Origin of the sequence: Sporomusa aerivorans (assembly GCF_041428895.1) — a bacterium.
Classification (GTDB): Bacteria; Bacillota; Negativicutes; order Sporomusales; family Sporomusaceae; genus Sporomusa; species Sporomusa aerivorans.
The window spans coordinates 1877137-1894715 of the sequence record NZ_CP156926.1 but is presented as its reverse complement, the minus strand read 5'-3'; the positions used below and the strand labels follow the sequence as shown (position 1 = coordinate 1894715).

The window sequence follows — 17579 nt, the reverse complement described above, 5'->3', positions numbered from 1 at the left end:
CTTTTTTCCATAGCTTTCCCGGCAATTGATGATACCATTCACCAAAATGAAATCATGCTGATAAATTCCACAAACAAAACACTGTCCCCGTGTTTTAAGGGATAAAAAAATAAGACCAATAAGTGCTGCTTATTAGTCTCATATCATTATTCAGTTAGAATTTATAGTTTACGCCAACATTAGCACCTTTGGCCTTAATACCTAAGCCATCATTTTCAAAGTAACGGTAGCCTAAATCAACTGACGCATTGTCGTTAAGGCGATAGTTCATACCAACCTTACCGTCCTGCACGTTGCTGGAGCGAATATAGGACGCATACCCGTCCATATTGTTATTGATAGCGGCCTTATAGGCCACACCGCCAAACATTTCATTGGTAGAAGCCGAAACAGCATAGTTATTGTCAGTTGCATTGACTTCTGATCTTACATTACCAACAGAAAGAGCCAGGTTTTTATTTAGCTTGTACTGAAGCCCAATTTGGCTGGTATTATAATTTAAGTCGTCCAGCGAGTAGCCCCCGCCGTAGTAATAGCTTTTCGATTGTGAATCAAGATAATCGCCTGTAAGCGCAAACTTATCGCTCAAACCGTAAGCAGCCTGAAAACTATTGGCGTTAAAAGAACCCAGCTCACCAAGGCCTTCTGCATTTGTGTCCAAATGATTGTAGGAGTAGCCAAGCTGGGTTTGCCCTGCGGCTACGTCCATTCCTGGTGCGGCTGCAAAAGCAGTGCTGGCGAACGCCAGTGAGGCAAGTACAGACATAATAACCTTTTTCATTTTTTGATTCATCTCCGGTCTAGTTTTAATGTTTTGGGTTATTATGTAGTTATTATAATTAATAACTTTTAGAAATTATTTAGAAAGCCGTTCACAAAAATTGCTAGTCTAAGTAAGGTGTACACATATATCAAAAGCGATCAGAAGACGCTCTTCGCGTCTCCTGATCGTTATCTTTTGCCAGAAAGCTACTCGGCAAGCCAACCACCCAATTGCCGGGCTTCTGCCACAACCGTAGGCTGACTGAGCAAATCTTCCGGTTTGCGTGTTCCCCCGGCGATAAGGATCTTATAGTCGCCAAAGCCAAGGAACGAAAGCGTTTTGCCCATATGCTCAAAATAGTGGTGAAACATGGACGTATCCGGTCTGCCTTGGGTAACGGCCAGCAGAACTTTCTTGCCGGGAGTCAGATAGCTGGAATAGTCGGGTTTAAGAAAAGGGTACAAACGGTCAACCGCGAGTTTTAACTGCGCCGTCATCTGCCACATATATACCGGTGTGGCAAAAATAATGCCGCCGGCAGTGGCAATTTCCTCATATAACTCTTGCATATCGTCCTGCAGAACGCAATGGCCCTGCGTTTTACATGCATAACAGCTCTGGCAGCCTTTTATGTTCATGGTATTTACATTATACGTTTTGACCTGCGCACCTTTTTCCCCGGCGCCCTTTAAGATCGCATCCACCAGAGCAGCCGTGCTCCCCTGCGCACGCGGACTCCCATTAATAGCAACAATTTTTTGCACTCTCATGACCTCCAAACCATACAACACCTTCCACGCTTTATCCTGGGTTACTGTTTTAGATCACTTTATTCAAAGCAGCCATTAATGCATCAATATCAATCCCATGCGCCTGCGCACCCTGGGCAACATTTTCAAAACGTGCAGCAGCGCAGCCAAAACAGCCCATACCGTAATTACGGAATACTTCTACCGTCTGCGGATATTGACTAACGACCTCACCAATGCCCATTTCTTTTGTAATCATGATTATCTACCTTCCCTTCACAGATATTAGGTACTTGCATCTCCAGATTACTGCCTGTTCTAATAATAGTTAATATTATCAAAAATAACAAGTACGCACTTATTTGTATCCTAGTATCTAAATATATACCGCCACTGCTAACTCAGCCATCTGACCTTTTGGGTTAAAGCCGGATCCAGCCGCGGCCGGGGATTAGGAATGACTTCCGGATAACCGATTGGCGTAATGGCAACGATTTCTCTATCTGATGAAATTTCCAGTACATCGCGCAGATATGTTTCACCTTCCAGCGGGCCTGTCATCCAGCAGCCGCCTAAACCCAGTGCGGTAGCGGCAAGCAGCATATTTTCCATTGCCGCACTGGCACTCTCAAGCAAAGCCTTTTGGTAAACCGGATCAGCATGAGCCGCGACTAAAACTATGATTATAACCGGGGCGCCTCCGTAAATTTGGGCAAATTGCATAAATTCCCGACGGGGCATAAATGCTTTGTCAGGAGCTTCATCCCAGTCTTTCGTGTAATTATCAACAATCTTCCCGTAATTATTTCCAAGCAGGTTTTTCTTATCGCCAGTCACCACCAAGAACTCCCATGGCTGCAAATTCAGGGCAGACGGAGCCCAGTTGGCGGCGTCCAGAATCTTGATGATATTTTCTCTGGCAACAGGGGTAGGCTTAAATTTGCGAATTGACCGCCGCTTATTTATTACCTCAAAAAAATCCATATGTACGTCACTCCTTTGTCAGTTTTCTAGCCATCTAACAAAAGATTATCTTTATATGAACAAAATTGCAAGTACGCATATTTTTAGTATATACTATTAAAAATAGTACCATTAGAGGGAGGAAAGAATTTGTCAAGAGTACGTTATCAAGAAGGCGATTGTCCGGTGCTGGCTGTCCAAAATCTTATCGCCGGCAAATGGAAACTACCGATTTTATCTCATTTGCGCCAGGGCAAAAAACGTTTCAATGAATTACAAAGGCTATTACCGGAGATTTCTCAGGGAATACTCACAGGCCAGCTGCGGGAGCTGGAACAAGACCGGCTGGTTCACCGGGAAGTCTATAAAGAAGTTCCGCCCAAAGTTGAATATTCATTGACGGAAATTGGCGAAAGCTTTATACCTGTCTTAAACGTCTTATGCGACTGGGGCAAGGGTTATCTGAAGAGTCGCTGAATCTTTTTAACAAAAATATACCTCACACAAATATAAAAGCCGCTCACAATTGAGCAGCTAAAGGCTTACGTATAATGTAAAGAGCCCGCAATGATCTACGCTACAGCCTACATCGATCATTACATACCTATACGCAGACTTTCGCCTACCCACAAGCATTACACAACCGGTGCAAACCTTTGCTCGACTACCACAGATAGCTACTGAACCGCCTGCAATCTCCCGACTGCAAACGACCCGTATAATTCACAACCCATAGCAGTCTTAGCTCGACCGACATAAATCCCTTGGGACCACACGGCAACAGTTGGGCTACCGTACAGCCTTTCAAGACCCATGCCAGTCTTCCCGCCGACTAACGCCGAACCCTCACGGACCCGACGCCAATCTTTGGCCGACTAATGCCGAGCCCTTGTGAGACCCGACACCAATCTTGGCTCAACCATTACGAACCCTTTACACTCATAGTATCTGCCAACTTAAATATCTGATACCATGAAATATATGGAAAAAACTTTTTAAAATATACGGGGACAGGGACTTTGTTTCGCACAATTGATTTGAGCACGCGTAAAACACGGGGACAGGGACTTTGTTTCGCACAATTGATTTGAGCACGCGAAACAGTGTCCCTGTCCCCATGTTTTTGGGATGCGTATGTACGCATCCGGCGGCATTACTTAAGATAAGTAATGGTGGTCGGCGTGATACTGAGGGATTCAGGACCTTTTTCAGTCATAACATAGCTGTTTTCTATGCCAATGGCCCCTTCGGGGAATACAAACTTAGGTTCCAGGGCAAAAGTCATCCCCGGCATTATAGGTGCAACAAGCCCCTTGGCCATGATCGGCCATTCATCAAGCTCCAGGCCGATTCCATGACCAATAAATTTCACCTGATCGTCTTTATAGCCCATGAAACTATCCTTGTAGCCCAATTCTTCAGCTAATTTTACCGCTAATAGATAGGGCTCCTCGGCGGGAGTTCCCGGTTTCATAGCTTTAATGGTTTCTGCTTCAATCAGCAAGGCGTCTTCGTATGCCTTTACCAGTCTCGGACTGAGTTCGCCGATACAAAAGATTCTGGTCTGATCACCCGTATAGCCATCAATCACACAGGTATAATCGACATAGACTACTTCATTACGGTTGATCTTTTTCCAGCCTGCGCCTTGCGGCTGGGACAGGCTAACCCCCATGCCTCCGACCGGCCCGTCGAAAAAGCTTGGAAATGCGCCGCTACTGCCGGTACAGAGATTACCGAAGAAGAAGTCCTGATTAAAAGCGCGCATTTTACAGCAGCTTGAGTAACCGCGCTTACGCATTTCCGCTTCAAAACAGGCAGCTAATTCAATTTCCAGCATGCCCTCCCGCAGAAAAGACGGAATAGCGGAAAATGCCTTATCGATTACACCAAGCGCCTGGCGGATAAGGCCTATTTCGTAGATTGACTTTACCGCCCGCACTTCTTTCACCGCCGGGGAAATATCGCTGAATTCGGCATTAGGGAATATTTTTTTATAGGTATTATACAAATTGACCGGCATCACATCTAATTCCAGGCCAAGCTTCACCGGGCTTGTACCAGAAGCCTCTGCAATAATCCCGGCAATTTCTTTGGGACTTTTAATGGGAATTATATTTTTCAGCGGTGATTCCTGCTGAGCCCGGCTTACACTTTTCTTCACCATCAGCAAAGGTTCGCCGCTGGCAGGAATATATAAAACCGAATTTTGCACTGTGCCGGTAAAATAGAACAGGTCGCTGTTGAGTAAAATAATGGCTCCCGGCATTTCTTTGGCCTGTAAGCTGCTTTGAAAACGCTCAATTCTAGCCTTAATTTCCGATTCCGGGGTAACGTTCATTGTACTTTCCTCCATTCAAATCAAACAAATTCGTGCCACCCAATGATTAACTTTAGAGTGTATTACAGTATATCTTCCAGGGATATCCTGCTAATTCCTTCCGCCCGGTGTTTAAGCAACTCTCTGCACATTTATTATTGGCCGAGCATGATCTCATGCGCAAATAAAAGGATTTTAATCATGCCGCTAAGCCTCCAAAATCATATCTATCCTGTATCCTAAGCCGAATCCGCAACAGAAAATCGCCGTATTGCTATTTTCGCATATATGTTAGATTCTATCATGATACTATATCCAACGCATTAAAGTTTTACAGGCACTTTTCAGCCTGCTAACCTTTTCCTATATAAAAGTTTATTCACCCGACCTCAGTGTATATTGTCGTCTATACACTACCATAGTAGTATATAGGAAAGGGAAGTGACTTGCATGAATGTTTTAAAAAGAATGGAGTCGCTAGGCTTTAGCGCTTACGAAGCCAAAGCCTACTATGCCTTGCTGCGGCGATTTCCGGCTAAAGGCTATGAAATCAGTAAGCTGTCCGAAATTCCACCATCAAAAATTTATGAAGTGCTCACCAAATTAAAAAACCGCGGCGCCGTGCTTGACAGCCAGTGTGAGCCGGTTCTGTATTATCCGGTACAGCCTGACATCCTGTTTTCCCGTATGGAGCAAGATCTGCAGAAAAACATTCAGTCGCTGTTGACTGACCTGGCTTTTGTTCCCCCCATGGATGCTTTTGATCTCACCTGGAACTTGCAAGGAACTGATGGGATTAATGCGAAAATAGATGAATTAATCACCCAGGCCAAAAAAGAAATATATGCTTCTCTCTGGCCTGAACAAATACCTTTTCTTAATTCCAGTCTGGCCAAAGCCGTAAAGCGAGGCGTATATGTCGTGGCTGCCACCTTTGGGGACTGCGAGGTTGCGGCCAGCCGGACAGTCAATCTGGAAGTATGCAGCCAAAATGCGTACCAGCGAGTAGGCGCCAAGCTCTGTACTATCATCACCGACGATACCGAAGTAGTCATTGGCAGATTAAGTACTGCCGGTCATTCCACAGGCGTTTGGACCAAGACACCATCATTAGTGCTGGTCACAAAAGAATATGTCACACATGACATTATCGTCAATGTGCTGGTAAGCGAGATTGGCCAAGAGCGGTATGATGCCATTTGCCGCCAACAGGATATTTTACAGAGGCTACAGCAGAAAAAATAACAGATGCAAAGGAGTACACTATGAAGATTTCTTTTATTGGCAGCGGTAAAGTAGGAGTGGCAGTCGCTTATACAACAGCATTAAAGGGACTGGCTCAGGAAATTGTGTTGACAGATGCCTCCGCTGACAAGGCTCACGGTGAAGCGCTCGATACCCTGCAGTGCCAGGCTTTTTGCCCCCAGGCCCGCATCAGACATGGCCAAATCAAAGATACGGCCAACTCAGACATCGTTGTTATCAGCGCCGGTATCCCTCGCCGGGCCGATGAGCCACGGGTAATGCTACTTTCCCGTAACGCAAGTTTAATTGCCGATATTGTAAAAGAGGTAGTTAAGCTAAGCCCCCATTGTATATTACTGATGATTACCAACCCGCTGGATGTCATGACGCACCTTGCTTATCAGGTTTCCGGACTCCCAGCCGGACGGGTTATCGGTATGGGAACTGTTCTGGACACCGCCCGTTACCGTTCTTATCTGGCGCAGCACTTCAATGTGGATGCCCGCGATATCGACGCCTATGTCATTGGCGAACACGGCGAAACCATGGTTCCCTTGACAGCAAATATAAGCATCAAAGGCATCCCCTTAACTACCCTCCCCACCTATGACGAAACCGCCGTAAGCAACATTTGCGGGGAAGTACTAACGGCTTCAGGACAAGTTATTGCCTTGAAAGGAGGCACAGTCTACGCTCCTGCCGCGTCTGCCTGTGCAATCCTGGAGGCCATAGTAAACGACAGTCGCCAGGTTTTGTCTGTTGCCACCTATAACAGCAAGCATGGCGTTGCCGTTAGTCTGCCCACTGTAGTTGGCAGGCACGGCGCAGAACCGGTCCTTGATATCCCTATGTCAGCTTCGGAAAAAGCTGCTTTCGAGCATTCAGTAGCTACTATCCTGGCATCTGTCGGCGAATTAGCGGTCTGACGTTCTTAATGGATAACCCTGCTACTCAGCGAAATGCTGGTAGCAGGTTTTTTTAGTATATAAGCCTCTTTAACTCTTGTCGCCTGTCGTTTTTATCACTTTCAAACAGCTAATTCCCAGGAATATCACCAGCAAAATAATCCCCACAGACTGTCTGCCTTAGAGACACACAGGTTAACAGCTAAATTTACGGGTTGCTTTTTTGCGCAATCTTGCTGTAAACTAGGCTAAGGAACTCATTGCCAGCATAATAAAGCAGACTAACCTTCAGTAGGGCTTTAGCCCCAGCTGAAGGTTAGTCGCCCTTATCCAGGAACTTAGCCGCTCGCCTGTGCCCACTTGTAGAAGTGGGAGTTAAGAAGCGGGTCAGTCGTCGGATAAGCTCTTTATTGTATCATCCGTAAAAAAAGTTACATAGGAGGAAACTATGCTCTCGCAAAATATTCATGACAAAATAGCCAAGTCTTCGTGGATACGCGCCATGTTTGAAGAAGGAGAAAAGCTCCGTAAAATTCATGGGGCTGACAAAGTATATGACTTTAGCCTGGGAAACCCGGATTACGAACCGCCAGCCGAAGTAAAAGCCGCTTTGAGAAAATATGCAAACGGCGCCGGCTTGGGCCTGCATCGTTACATGAGCAATGCCGGGTATCCTGATGTTCGCGAAAAAATAGCAGCAAAAGTCAGTGAAGAATGCAACCGGCCTCTGACCCCAAATCATATTATCATGACATCCGGCGCCGCCGGCGGACTAAATGTTGTTTTAAAAGCCATTTTGAATCCGGGCGACGAAGTAATCGTCCTGGCGCCGTTTTTCGTTGAATATTTGTTTTATATTGAAAACCATGGCGGCAAACCAGTAGTCGTCCAGACCGATCCCAGAACCTTTGAGCCATCGCTCGCCGCCCTTGAGCAAAGTATTACACCGAAATGCAAAGCCATTATTCTTAACTCTCCCAATAATCCAACAGGGGTTATTTACAGTGAAGAAACCCTCAAACAATTATCTGCTTTACTGGCAAGCAAGGAAAAAGAATTCCAGTCCGAAATTCTGGTAATATCAGACGAACCCTATAGCAAAATTGTCTATGAAGATGCCCGGGTCCCACAGATTCTAAAACTATTCAGTCACTCTGTCCTTGTCAACTCCTACAGCAAGTCGTTGGCTATTCCCGGAGAACGCATCGGCTATATTGCAGTAAGCCCGGCAATAGACAATGCCGATTTATTCATAAACGGGCTGATATTCGCCCATCGTACCCTGGGATTCGTTAACGCACCGGCCTTGTTCCAGAAGATTGTCGGCGACTCCCTGGATGCCGCCGTAAACACCGAAGAATACCAAAACAGGCGTGATTACTTATACGAAAAGCTTACAGAACTCGGGTATTCCTGTGTAAAACCGCAGGGAGCCTTCTACTTGTTCCCGCAATCGCTCATTCCCGATGATATCGAATTTACCAAACGGGCGCTCAAGCACAATCTCTTATTAGTCCCCGGCAGCGGCTTTGGCTGCCCCGGCCACTTCCGCCTCGCTTATTGCGTGGACTTTACCACAATTAAAAATTCTATCCCCGCATTTGAAGCACTGGCAAAAGAATTTCGTTAGCCTACATTAAAAAAAACGCTGTTTTTCTGTTGAAATACAGCGTTTTTTTGTGTCATTTTTTGATTTTTACAGGCGCTTTGCCATTTTTGGGCTTATTGGGAGCCGCCATGAAGTCAGGTTTAAGAATATCCAGCTTAGGTTTGGGGATATTGGGCCTAGGCGGCGGAGCGATAGGTATACCGGGCAGGACAGGCGGTAACGAAGTCTTGATTAGCCCGGCGCCTGCTCTCATTTCTGGCGGAGCCCCTTTCGGCAAAGCAGGCTTAGGCGGCCTGGCCCTGGGTGGTTTATTATGTTTAGGCGGAACAGCCGGTGCTGCACTCTTGGCAGGTTTAGCAACTGCCGCCGGGGGTTCCAGGACTGGTTTAGCGTCTTGCTGCACTTCCTGCTGCGGCTTAACCGGATTGGCGGCAGCAAGCTTGGGGAGAGGCGCCGTACAGTAAGCCGCCCCGGAAAAAGCGGCCTTTTTTTGTAAAGCAGGATTGTTGGTTATAAGAACCACTTGCGATTGCGGATTTGCCTTGACAAATTCATAATAAGAGGCTATGATCCTGTCTTCATCATTATCCATATCAAGCCAAAGTAACACTTGGTCTGATTTGCGTCTGCCCGTAAAATTGCTCCGGTCCTGTCCTTTCGCCTTTATTCCTGCAATAATTACGCCGGCTTTGAACCCCTCCAGCAGTCTATTTCTAACTACACTTTTTATCTCTTCATTTTTTAAGTTTTTATCAAGCTCTTCTATCACTACAGGCATTAATGCTACTTTAAACTTATCTATGCCTTCGATTTCCCATTTTCCCAGTTCCGTCTGGGAAATCAGGGTAGTACTATCCGGCAACAAGATATAAACGTTATCTGTCACTTTATACGCGGCAGATATCATATTACACTGAGTATCAACCGCATTTAACGCCGCGCTATATAATTCTTCTTTGTTCATCCTAACAAGGTAGCCGCTCTGCTCAATGATGCCAAGGACTTTTTGCGCCGATAATCCTAAAATGCATTGCTGGGTATCAGACAAATCGGTTGCCAGGAAACGGATAAGACTGATAAAACGCTTATACATAGTAAGTAATTGGTTTTGTATTTCTTTGCCCTGCTCATTCAATTCTCCCCACTTGTAATCGCCCGCCCCCGCCATTACGATTCTTGAGTAGTTCCAGCGGACAATCTCCGAGCATTCCATAAGATTAGTTAACAAATTCTTTATATGTATTGTCTCTGTAGTAATATGCTGGCTTATCGATTGCACGCTTTCTACTCTCCTCCGTGTTTTGAATGTATCCTTGTGAATACCGCAGCGACTTTGTCTTAATTATAGCCATTTAATATTAAATTTAAGTTTGTTAAACCGTCTTCATATTTTCATTTATTTAGTTTTCACCTGCATTTTTTACTCTCTTAAATAAAGAAAACACGGCCTCAGCCGAGCCTTTGGCGAAAGTGGAAGCCGATGTTGCCCTTATCCAGGCGAAAGTTATACTTTCTATCAGGACAAAAAAAGAGTGCCTCCCATAGGTCAAAAGACCTGTTTTGAGACACTCCTTACAGTGACTTTGCATTTTAAAAAAATCTGTTCAATTTTTCACCAAGATATCTAAACTTACATTTTATTAACAGCTGCTTCAATACGCCTGAGCGCCTCGGCAAGCACTGCCCGTCTGCAAGCGATATTGATACGCATAAAGCCTGTTCCGCTCTTGCCGAAGGTTGAGCCTTCGTTCAGGGCCACTTTCGCCTGTTCCAGAAAAAATCTTTGCAGCTCGTCAGGAGGCATAGCAAGCGCCCGGCAGTCAAGCCAGAGCAGATAGGTTGCCTCCGGTTTGATTACTTTAATGGCGGGTATCCTCTCGGCAAAATACTGGAGCAGATAGTCAAGATTGCCTTGTAGATAGGTCATGAGCTGATCTGCATAATAATCGCATTCATTGTAGGCAACTTCCACTGGCAGAGTACCGAACACCGTACGGCCATAGGCTTTATTATTGGCGACACTCTCATGAAATCTTTCCCGCAATATCTTATTGGGAATAATCGCAGCACCGGTGCGCACGCCGGCAATATTAAACGTCTTGCTGGGATTAACACAAACAATGCAATTATTCGCACATTCCGCCGACAAGGTTGCAAACGGAATGTGCTTCTGCCCGTAAACAATATCGGCATGAATTTCATCCGCCACCACCAGCACATCGTGTTTTAAACATAAATTGCCGATTGTCAGTAATTCTTCCCTGGTGAAACAGCGTCCTACCGGATTGTGCGGATTGCACAATAAAAACATTCGGGCCCGCGGATGACTTAGTTTACGCTCCAGATCTTCAAAGTCAATAACATATCGCCCGTCTCTCAGTTGAAGCTCATTAGCTGCTATGAGCCGGCCATTATCGGGAATAATCTGATGAAAAGGGTGATACGCAGGCATTTGCAGGACAACGTGATCACCCGGCTGCGTAAATGCCCGCAAGGCGAAAATAATGGCCGGCACGACAGCCGGAGTATACTCAACCCATTCTGCGTCAACATCCCAGCCGAAACGTTTTCTCTGCCAATTTGCTATTGCTTCATGAAATTGATGGGTATTAATCGGATACCCGTAGATGCCGTGTTCGGCTCTTTTAATCATGGCATCCACCACCGGCTGCGGGCATTTAAAGTCTGTATCCGCAATCCACATTGGGATGACGTCTTCCCCGTAAGTATCCCATTTTTTGCATTCTGTTCCCCGCCGGTCGATAAATTCATCAAAATTATGTATCATTTTATATTCTCCTAGTTACCTTTGAATTGCTGCGTTCCGGCTGGTATATCGGTATACCAGCCGGAATTAAGGTCATTCCGGTTCCAATTGGTTTTGGATAACCAAGCGGGCTTCATCAAGATGCTCCCGCATTACGGCAACCGCACCGTCAGCATCCTGCGCAATGATCTTTTGTAAAATGCGTTGATGATAGCCGAGTGCAACTTCATGGCGCCGGGGGTCTTTTAGTGAATATTGACGGGAAATGCTTAACATATCCAGTAAATATTCATTTAACTTTGGAATCACCTGGTTGTGAGTGGCATCAACAATAGCGGTATGAAACTTTACCGAAGAAGTCCCTACATCTTTGCCCAGATTGATGTTCAATTGCATTTCAACAATAGCCGCCTCCATGGCTGCAATATCTTCAGCGGTCCTTCTTGCAGCCGCTAACCGCACAGCCTGCAATTCAATCGCTTCGCGCGCCTCGAACAGATCAAACAGGGCATGCATAGGGTCCATAATCATAAACTCAATGTGATCCAACACCTGCCGCATCCTAATTCTTTTAACAAAGATACCTTTGCCGCGAACATGTTGAACCACACCTAAAAACTCCAATACCTTCAACGCCTCGCGCACCGGAACACGGCTTACATCATAAAAATTCGCCAAATCCCGCTCAGACGGAAGCAAATCCCCTTCCCTCAGGTGGCCTTGACGTATGGCCTCCCGGAGATCGTCGACAATGCGCATATACAGATTATCACTGGATTTGTCCAGGATTTTGCCCTGTGGCAGCCGGGTAAAAAAAGCTTCCATTCTTTCCGTCCTTTCGTTATCGAAGGGCCCGCAGCCAAATGTTTGGCGGAAATACTGTCTCTTAAACTACGCCGTCAATTCCCAGTTTGCGCCGCCAGTAACGGGAGTAAACTGCTCCCAACGGATTATGAGCCAGTACCCGGTCCTTGGTTGCCAGGCAAGTTACCGGCGCAACCGACGCCCGCTGGAACAAAATATCATGTCCAACGCACAGGCCGATGGAAAAGTTTAGTTCCGTACCGGCATCGGCCAGAACCTTAGCCTGTGTTTTCGGATTGCACATAGCCTCAAAGCGGCCGGCTTGAATTTGTTCAAGCTCTAAATGCTCTTTACTCATTCCACATACCTTGCAGCATACAGAATGAACCTCAAAAAACTTTGTAAAGTATGCCGCGATGACTTTTGCTTCTGCTGATAGTCCAATGCAGAAAGCCAGTCCTACTTTCTTCACGCCAAGTTCTTGCGCAAAAGCCGCACTCTCTTCCAGGCGGCACATTTGCATATAATGCCGTCCTTCCGTACAGGCAGCAGCCGTCATTATGCTGCGATCGTCCCCGGCATACATTTCTATTATATCTTCTACACCAACACCTGTACAGTTTTGTCCGACAGTAGAACATTGATTATGTTTACATTGTGCACAATTCATACGACATCCCCTTATCCGCTAATCAGTTTTTAATAGTCCGGCCTTTCAATATTCTCGCAGCAATAACCCGCAATGATCGCTGCAGTCTTTGCTGCCGGCCTGCCGCAAGGCATACCAGAGACTGGCCTGATTGGAAGTAATCACCGGCTTCCCCAAATGCATTTCCAGATACGGGATGACCTCCATCGCTCTGATATTGGTGCAACTGATAAATAAGGCATCACTTTCATTATCAAAATGCCTGACGCAAAAACGGTAAATTTCCTCCGGTGCCAGGCCGGGCAGCTTGCTGGTCTGTTCAATATTCATGCCCTCTAGAGCGGTAACACTAAAGCCGTTGCCGGTAAAAAAATCGCTCTCCCGCCGATTGATTTCATCAATATACGGCGTAATAATGGTTAAGCGTTTAAGCTTCATTGCCTGCAGCGCCTCAATGACAGCGGTGGCCGTAGTGACCACCGGGATACCCGCAGAAGCCTGCAGCGACGCTGACAGGGTCCGGTCCTGACCGCAGCCCTGTAGAAAGCTGGCGGCGGTACAGCCGAAAACAGCAATGTCTGCCCCGGCCTGACCAATTATCACGGCAGCCTCGTGGGCGGCTGCCTGCAATTCGGTCATGGTGTCGACATTGGTATAATCCTGATCTTTTTTAATGCGTGTACTGTGCACAGTGACACCGGCCGGCTTATAGCGGTTAAAATCCGGTTCAATTACCTGGTTTCTGGCTGAAATCAGCAAACCAATTTTATATTTCCACGCAAACATTCTATCAGTCCTTATCATGTTTCAGTGCTTTAAGACTCATATTACTCGGCCTCGTGCCATTCATAGCCGACAAAGGCCAGGCGGTCGCCGCTGGAAACAACCGGATTAAAACAAGCGGCAATTACAAACAGATCCTGCTCGGCGTATACCCGGTCCACTTCCTGCCAGAAATCATATATCGTAGCAAGTAAGCCGCCGGCCGGCACAAAACTCCCCGGCTCCACCGCCATTCGCACCAACCCGCCGACGTTGCTCCGTAAGAACTTCCGTTTGGTAATCATCAGCTGTTTCCGTGGGGCCAGCGGTTCGCCGGCAAGCATCCCGAGGCTTACCATCACATTCTGTATGCCCTCATAGGCAACCTGAATGACCGGTTCGTCCCAGCGGCCGCCGCCGCCCAGTTCCGCCATAAAGCAAGGAATATTATGCTGCATGCAAAGAATATCCAAAGCGCCGCTGGTAGCGCCGGGAAGTTCCCCGCTGGCGCTTTGCAAATCCACCCGGCAGTTCGGGTAAACGCCAAAAGCCCTGGTCATGCTGAGCGCAGTCTTATTCGTACTGTCAGCGGCGCCGGGCACAATTTTAGACACCGTATACGGCGTGGCGCTAAACAAGTGATTCAAGGTATGAAAATCAATTACATAATCGGCTTTGTCCCGCAACTCGCTGAAGACAGCATGGGCAACCCGCTCGGAGTAAAGCCCCTGCGGATTTCCCGGAAACTGCTGATCCATATCCAAATAATCCAGCGGGCTGATTTTCGAACGGGCCAAAAAAGCCATTGGATTTAATAGCGGCGTAAGCACCAATGTTCCCCGCAAATCTTTCACAGCCAGATCCCAGAAAAGCCGACGCATAGCCCACAAACCGTTGAGCTCGTCCCCGTGAACAGCTCCGGTCAACCATAAGGTAGGCCCTGCCTGCTCGCCGCGGATTACCAGCACGGGAATACGGATATCACTAAAACAAGCCAGTTCACCCACTTTGACATACTCACACAGCCGGGTTCCCGGTTCTACCTGATAGCCAAAAATCTTCATAGTATCACCTCATTTTTTTATGAAAAAACACTGTACGGCTGACCGGATTAACGGCCAAACCAGAATTAAAGCCGCCAAGCCCATCATAACCCCCGACAAGGGACGTGACAGGAATCCCAGCATATCTCCCCGGAACAAAACCAGCGACTGCCGAAAGCTGTCTTCCAGCATAGGCCCCAATACCATTCCTAAGGCCAGCGGCGTTGGATCGTACCCGTGGTTGCGGAAAAAATATCCCAGGAAGCCAAATATGACCAATACCCAGATATCAAAAAGACTGTTACGCACGGAGAAAGCGCCGATAAAGCAGAATACAATGACCAGCGGCATCAGATATTTGCCGGGTATACTGGCGACACGGGCAAACAAGCCCACTAGCGGCAGGTTAAGTACCAAAAGCATTGCATTCCCCACATACATGCTGGCAATAAGCCCCCAGAAAATTTCAGGATGCTCCTGGATCAGCGTCGGTCCGGGGATTACATTATGCAGCATAAAGGCTCCCAATAAGACGGCCGGCAGCGGTGAAAAAGGCACTCCCAGAGATAATAGCGGCACCAGGGCTCCACAGCTGGCCGCATTGTTCGCCGTTTCCGGACCGGCAACTCCCTCAATGGCGCCCTTGCCGAATTTTTCCGGATGCTTGCTCAGCTTCTTTTCCACACCGTAAGACACAAAGGTACTGATAATATTGGCAGGCCCCGGAATTAACCCGATAAGAAACCCCAGCAGTGTTCCCCTGGCCACCGGTCCGGCACTGTCTCTAAAATCCTGTTTGGAGGGCAATAATTCCCGAAACTTTACTTTCAATACTTCCAGCGGTTTAAACACATCTTCCGCACTGCTCAGCACCTCGGCAATGCCATACAAGCCCATAATAACCGGAATAAAATCCAACCCCTGGATTAAAGCCTGGCTGCCAAAAGTAAACCGTTCTGTCCCGCCGATCGGGTCCATTCCCACTGTCGCCAGAGCAATCCCGCAGAACATCATGATATAGGATTTAATGGCCTGCTTACCAGTCAACCGTGTCAACAGCAACAACCCCAGCAAAGCAATCCCAAAATATTCCGGCGGTCCAAATTTCAGCGCCGCTCGGGCCAGCGCCGGCGCCATCAGCATAATCAGTACAACCCCGACCGTGCCGGCCACGAATGAGCCGATGGCGGCAATCGACAATGCCGGGCCGGCTTTTCCCTGCTTCGCCATCTTGTTGCCGTCAAGGCAGGTAATCACCGAGGCGGCTTCCCCCGGAACATTCACCAGTATGGAGGTGGTTGAACCGCCATACATTGATCCGTAATAAATACCCGCCAGCAAAATCAAGGCACTGGTGGTATCCATATTAAAAGTCACCGGCAACAGCAGCGACATGGCTCCGACCGGTCCGAGACCGGGCAATACACCGACCAGTGTCCCCATGACCACTCCCAGAAAGCACCAGGCCAGATTCTGCCCGGTAAAAACAGTAATAAATCCTTGAATAAGATCCTCCACTGGTAATCACTCACTTTCAAAAGTCAAGCATTGTCAAGAGCGGTTCAGGCAAAGAAAGCTGCAGCAGCCACTGAAAAATCAGGACAGATAAAAAGACGCCTGCCAGGCTGAACCCCAGGCATGTAACCCGGCTATGGTTTCCCATCAGATAAGAGACATACATCAGAGTCAAAAACGTGCTCAAAGAAAATCCGATGACAGGCAGCAGCAGCGTGTATATTACAATGGCCGCACTTACTTTAAATACCCGGGCTGAGTCCGCCCCGTCCGGACTGTCGCCATTGTTTTCCTCGCCCCTTCTATTAGCAAGAGCAAACAAGGAAACAGCCGCCCACAATATGCCGATGATCAATGGAAATAAGCCGGCGCCAGGGGCTTTTAACGTCCCTAGCGGAAGACTGCCGGCGACAAGCAGGTAGCCGGCAGCACACGCCAGGTGCGCGCTTATAATGATTTTATTCAGCATCATTTGGGCATCATTCCCAAATCCGTATAGATCTTGCCTGTTGTCTCGTACCATTGTTTCAAATCCTGTTTCGATTTATCTGTTTCCGCGTAGATTACCTGATACCCCGTATTTTTAGCAAATTCCTGGAACTGAGGGTCTTCCGTCACTCTCTTCAGGGCTTCTTGCAGGGTTTTGGCTACATTATCCGGTAATCCATTGGGAGCCACAATATAATGACTGGCGCCACCGGCAATATCAATCCCCTGCTCTTTCGCCGTAGGCACATCCTTAACCGCCTCCACCCGCGTATCGGCAAAAACACCCAGCAGTCTCACTTCACCCGCTTTATACTGGCTCATGATTTCCGAAACATTGAGAAAGGCAAGATCAACATGGCCGCCCAGCAAGCTGGGGATTAGCTGCCCGCTTCCCTGAAAAGGCACTGATGTTAATTTAATTCCGGCCTTTTGCGAGAAATTTACCCCTGTCAGGTGAACCACCGTCCCCTCGCCGGGAATTCCCACCGACAGTTTATCGGGATTTTGTTTGGCATAGGCGATTAGTTCCTGCAGGTTTTGCCAGGGCGCGTCTTTTTTTACTGCAACCGCCACCCGTAACGAACCGATTTGCACCAAAGGTGAATATTTGTCAATTCCATAGGGAGCTTTCACCACATGCAGCCCGGATGCCAGTTCCCCGCTTGAGCCAAAAAGCAACGTATAACCATCGGCGGTTGCCGAGATTACCTCGTTTGTACCAACTGTGCCGGAACCGCCCGGACGATTGACAACATTAACAGGCTGCGGCAAATAGTTCTTACTGACCTGAGCAATCTGGCGGGATACCAGATCACTGACGCCGCCGGCGGCAAATGGCACAATTAGGGTAATGGGTTTTGTCGGATACTTAGCCTCCTGTTTTTTCGGTGTTTGACTGGCAGTATTGCAGCCTGCCGCCACCAAAGCGGCCAATAGCAGCATTATCCCCAGAAGAACGGTCATTTTCTTTGCTCTCATAATCTTCCTCCTAAACTT

Annotated in this window: 18 protein-coding genes; 4 read left to right on the top strand and 14 right to left on the bottom strand. The window is 47.4% G+C overall.

What is annotated here, in order from left to right; translation table 11 throughout:
• Positions 1 to 154: 154 nt before the first annotated feature.
• The 4 genes from SATMO3_RS08600 to SATMO3_RS08585 form a co-directional block, all read right to left on the bottom strand.
• Entirely contained in the window at positions 155 to 781 is a 627-nt protein-coding gene (locus SATMO3_RS08600) for a hypothetical protein (protein ID WP_371380069.1), read from the bottom strand.
• 188 nt (positions 782 to 969) lie between these two features.
• Positions 970 to 1527, bottom strand: a complete 558-nt coding sequence (locus tag SATMO3_RS08595; RefSeq protein WP_371380067.1) for a flavodoxin family protein — start codon at positions 1525 to 1527, stop codon at positions 970 to 972.
• 55 nt (positions 1528 to 1582) lie between these two features.
• The gene (locus tag SATMO3_RS08590) at positions 1583 to 1774 is read right to left on the bottom strand and encodes a DUF1858 domain-containing protein (RefSeq protein ID WP_371381689.1); all 192 of its coding nucleotides are present in this window, start codon (positions 1772 to 1774) and stop codon (positions 1583 to 1585) included.
• 134 nt (positions 1775 to 1908) lie between these two features.
• The gene (locus SATMO3_RS08585; RefSeq protein ID WP_371380065.1) at positions 1909 to 2496 is read right to left on the bottom strand and encodes a nitroreductase family protein; all 588 of its coding nucleotides are present in this window, start codon (positions 2494 to 2496) and stop codon (positions 1909 to 1911) included.
• A 129-nt stretch (positions 2497 to 2625) separates the two neighbouring features.
• Here SATMO3_RS08585 and SATMO3_RS08580 point away from each other — a divergent pair, with 129 nt between their 5' ends.
• Positions 2626 to 2952, top strand: a complete 327-nt coding sequence (locus SATMO3_RS08580) for a winged helix-turn-helix transcriptional regulator (RefSeq protein WP_371380063.1) — start codon at positions 2626 to 2628, stop codon at positions 2950 to 2952.
• A gap of 676 nt (positions 2953 to 3628) precedes the next feature.
• Here SATMO3_RS08580 and SATMO3_RS08575 read toward each other — a convergent pair.
• Positions 3629 to 4816 carry a M24 family metallopeptidase gene (locus SATMO3_RS08575; RefSeq protein ID WP_371380061.1) on the bottom strand — a complete coding sequence of 396 codons (1188 nt, stop codon included), beginning with the start codon at positions 4814 to 4816 and terminating at the stop codon, positions 3629 to 3631.
• Between the two features lie 429 nt (positions 4817 to 5245).
• Between SATMO3_RS08575 and SATMO3_RS08570 the strand changes: the two genes are divergently transcribed.
• The 3 genes from SATMO3_RS08570 (at position 5246) to SATMO3_RS08560 (ending at position 8575) form a co-directional block, all read left to right on the top strand.
• The gene (locus SATMO3_RS08570; RefSeq protein WP_371380059.1) at positions 5246 to 6040 is read left to right on the top strand and encodes a TrmB family transcriptional regulator; all 795 of its coding nucleotides are present in this window, start codon (positions 5246 to 5248) and stop codon (positions 6038 to 6040) included.
• Positions 6041 to 6060: 20 nt separating this feature from the next.
• Positions 6061 to 6966 carry a malate dehydrogenase gene (locus SATMO3_RS08565; RefSeq protein WP_371380057.1) on the top strand — a complete coding sequence of 302 codons (906 nt, stop codon included), beginning with the start codon at positions 6061 to 6063 and terminating at the stop codon, positions 6964 to 6966.
• A 427-nt stretch (positions 6967 to 7393) separates the two neighbouring features.
• Positions 7394 to 8575 (top strand): pyridoxal phosphate-dependent aminotransferase, encoded by a 1182-nt coding sequence (locus SATMO3_RS08560; protein WP_371380056.1) that lies wholly within the window; start codon positions 7394 to 7396, stop codon positions 8573 to 8575.
• A gap of 52 nt (positions 8576 to 8627) precedes the next feature.
• On the opposite strand, the gene SATMO3_RS08555 is transcribed toward SATMO3_RS08560, so the two are convergent.
• The 9 genes from SATMO3_RS08555 to SATMO3_RS08515 form a co-directional block, all read right to left on the bottom strand.
• Positions 8628 to 9833 (bottom strand): PIN domain-containing protein, encoded by a 1206-nt coding sequence (locus SATMO3_RS08555; RefSeq protein WP_371380055.1) that lies wholly within the window; start codon positions 9831 to 9833, stop codon positions 8628 to 8630.
• A 351-nt stretch (positions 9834 to 10184) separates the two neighbouring features.
• Positions 10185 to 11342, bottom strand: a complete 1158-nt coding sequence (locus SATMO3_RS08550; protein WP_371380053.1) for a MalY/PatB family protein — start codon at positions 11340 to 11342, stop codon at positions 10185 to 10187.
• Between the two features lie 72 nt (positions 11343 to 11414).
• Positions 11415 to 12146 (bottom strand): FadR/GntR family transcriptional regulator, encoded by a 732-nt coding sequence (locus tag SATMO3_RS08545; RefSeq protein ID WP_371380051.1) that lies wholly within the window; start codon positions 12144 to 12146, stop codon positions 11415 to 11417.
• A gap of 61 nt (positions 12147 to 12207) precedes the next feature.
• Positions 12208 to 12795 (bottom strand): DUF1847 domain-containing protein, encoded by a 588-nt coding sequence (locus tag SATMO3_RS08540; RefSeq protein ID WP_371380050.1) that lies wholly within the window; start codon positions 12793 to 12795, stop codon positions 12208 to 12210.
• A gap of 45 nt (positions 12796 to 12840) precedes the next feature.
• The gene (locus SATMO3_RS08535; protein ID WP_371380048.1) at positions 12841 to 13560 is read right to left on the bottom strand and encodes an aspartate/glutamate racemase family protein; all 720 of its coding nucleotides are present in this window, start codon (positions 13558 to 13560) and stop codon (positions 12841 to 12843) included.
• 41 nt (positions 13561 to 13601) lie between these two features.
• Positions 13602 to 14600 (bottom strand): M14 family metallopeptidase, encoded by a 999-nt coding sequence (locus SATMO3_RS08530; protein ID WP_371380047.1) that lies wholly within the window; start codon positions 14598 to 14600, stop codon positions 13602 to 13604.
• 9 nt (positions 14601 to 14609) lie between these two features.
• On the bottom strand, positions 14610 to 16097 hold the full coding sequence (locus SATMO3_RS08525; protein WP_371380045.1) for a tripartite tricarboxylate transporter permease: 1488 nt from the start codon (positions 16095 to 16097) through the stop codon (positions 14610 to 14612).
• A 16-nt stretch (positions 16098 to 16113) separates the two neighbouring features.
• Positions 16114 to 16566, bottom strand: coding sequence for a tripartite tricarboxylate transporter TctB family protein (locus SATMO3_RS08520; protein ID WP_371380044.1), 453 nt, complete (start codon positions 16564 to 16566; stop codon positions 16114 to 16116).
• A complete protein-coding gene (locus tag SATMO3_RS08515; RefSeq protein ID WP_371380042.1) occupies positions 16563 to 17561 on the bottom strand; it encodes a tripartite tricarboxylate transporter substrate binding protein in 999 nt (332 codons plus the stop codon). The genes SATMO3_RS08520 and SATMO3_RS08515 overlap by 4 nt, the downstream gene beginning before the upstream one ends.
• Positions 17562 to 17579 lie beyond the last annotated feature (18 nt).

What these genes read in the sequence shown, in the direction of transcription:
- SATMO3_RS08515 (WP_371380042.1), bottom strand. Translation starts at nt 17,561, where the DNA reads ATGAGAGCAAAGAAAATGACCGTTCTTCTGGGGATAATGCTGCTATTG.
- SATMO3_RS08520 (WP_371380044.1), bottom strand. Translation starts at nt 16,566, where the DNA reads ATGATGCTGAATAAAATCATTATAAGCGCGCACCTGGCGTGTGCTGCC.
- SATMO3_RS08585 (WP_371380065.1), bottom strand. Translation starts at nt 2,496, where the DNA reads ATGGATTTTTTTGAGGTAATAAATAAGCGGCGGTCAATTCGCAAATTT.
- SATMO3_RS08535 (WP_371380048.1), bottom strand. Translation starts at nt 13,560, where the DNA reads ATGTTTGCGTGGAAATATAAAATTGGTTTGCTGATTTCAGCCAGAAAC.
- SATMO3_RS08570 (WP_371380059.1), top strand. Translation starts at nt 5,246, where the DNA reads ATGAATGTTTTAAAAAGAATGGAGTCGCTAGGCTTTAGCGCTTACGAA.
- SATMO3_RS08550 (WP_371380053.1), bottom strand. Translation starts at nt 11,342, where the DNA reads ATGATACATAATTTTGATGAATTTATCGACCGGCGGGGAACAGAATGC.
- SATMO3_RS08600 (WP_371380069.1), bottom strand. Translation starts at nt 781, where the DNA reads ATGAAAAAGGTTATTATGTCTGTACTTGCCTCACTGGCGTTCGCCAGC.
- SATMO3_RS08575 (WP_371380061.1), bottom strand. Translation starts at nt 4,816, where the DNA reads ATGAACGTTACCCCGGAATCGGAAATTAAGGCTAGAATTGAGCGTTTT.
- SATMO3_RS08530 (WP_371380047.1), bottom strand. Translation starts at nt 14,600, where the DNA reads ATGAAGATTTTTGGCTATCAGGTAGAACCGGGAACCCGGCTGTGTGAG.
- SATMO3_RS08565 (WP_371380057.1), top strand. Translation starts at nt 6,061, where the DNA reads ATGAAGATTTCTTTTATTGGCAGCGGTAAAGTAGGAGTGGCAGTCGCT.
- SATMO3_RS08545 (WP_371380051.1), bottom strand. Translation starts at nt 12,146, where the DNA reads ATGGAAGCTTTTTTTACCCGGCTGCCACAGGGCAAAATCCTGGACAAA.
- SATMO3_RS08540 (WP_371380050.1), bottom strand. Translation starts at nt 12,795, where the DNA reads ATGAATTGTGCACAATGTAAACATAATCAATGTTCTACTGTCGGACAA.
- SATMO3_RS08560 (WP_371380056.1), top strand. Translation starts at nt 7,394, where the DNA reads ATGCTCTCGCAAAATATTCATGACAAAATAGCCAAGTCTTCGTGGATA.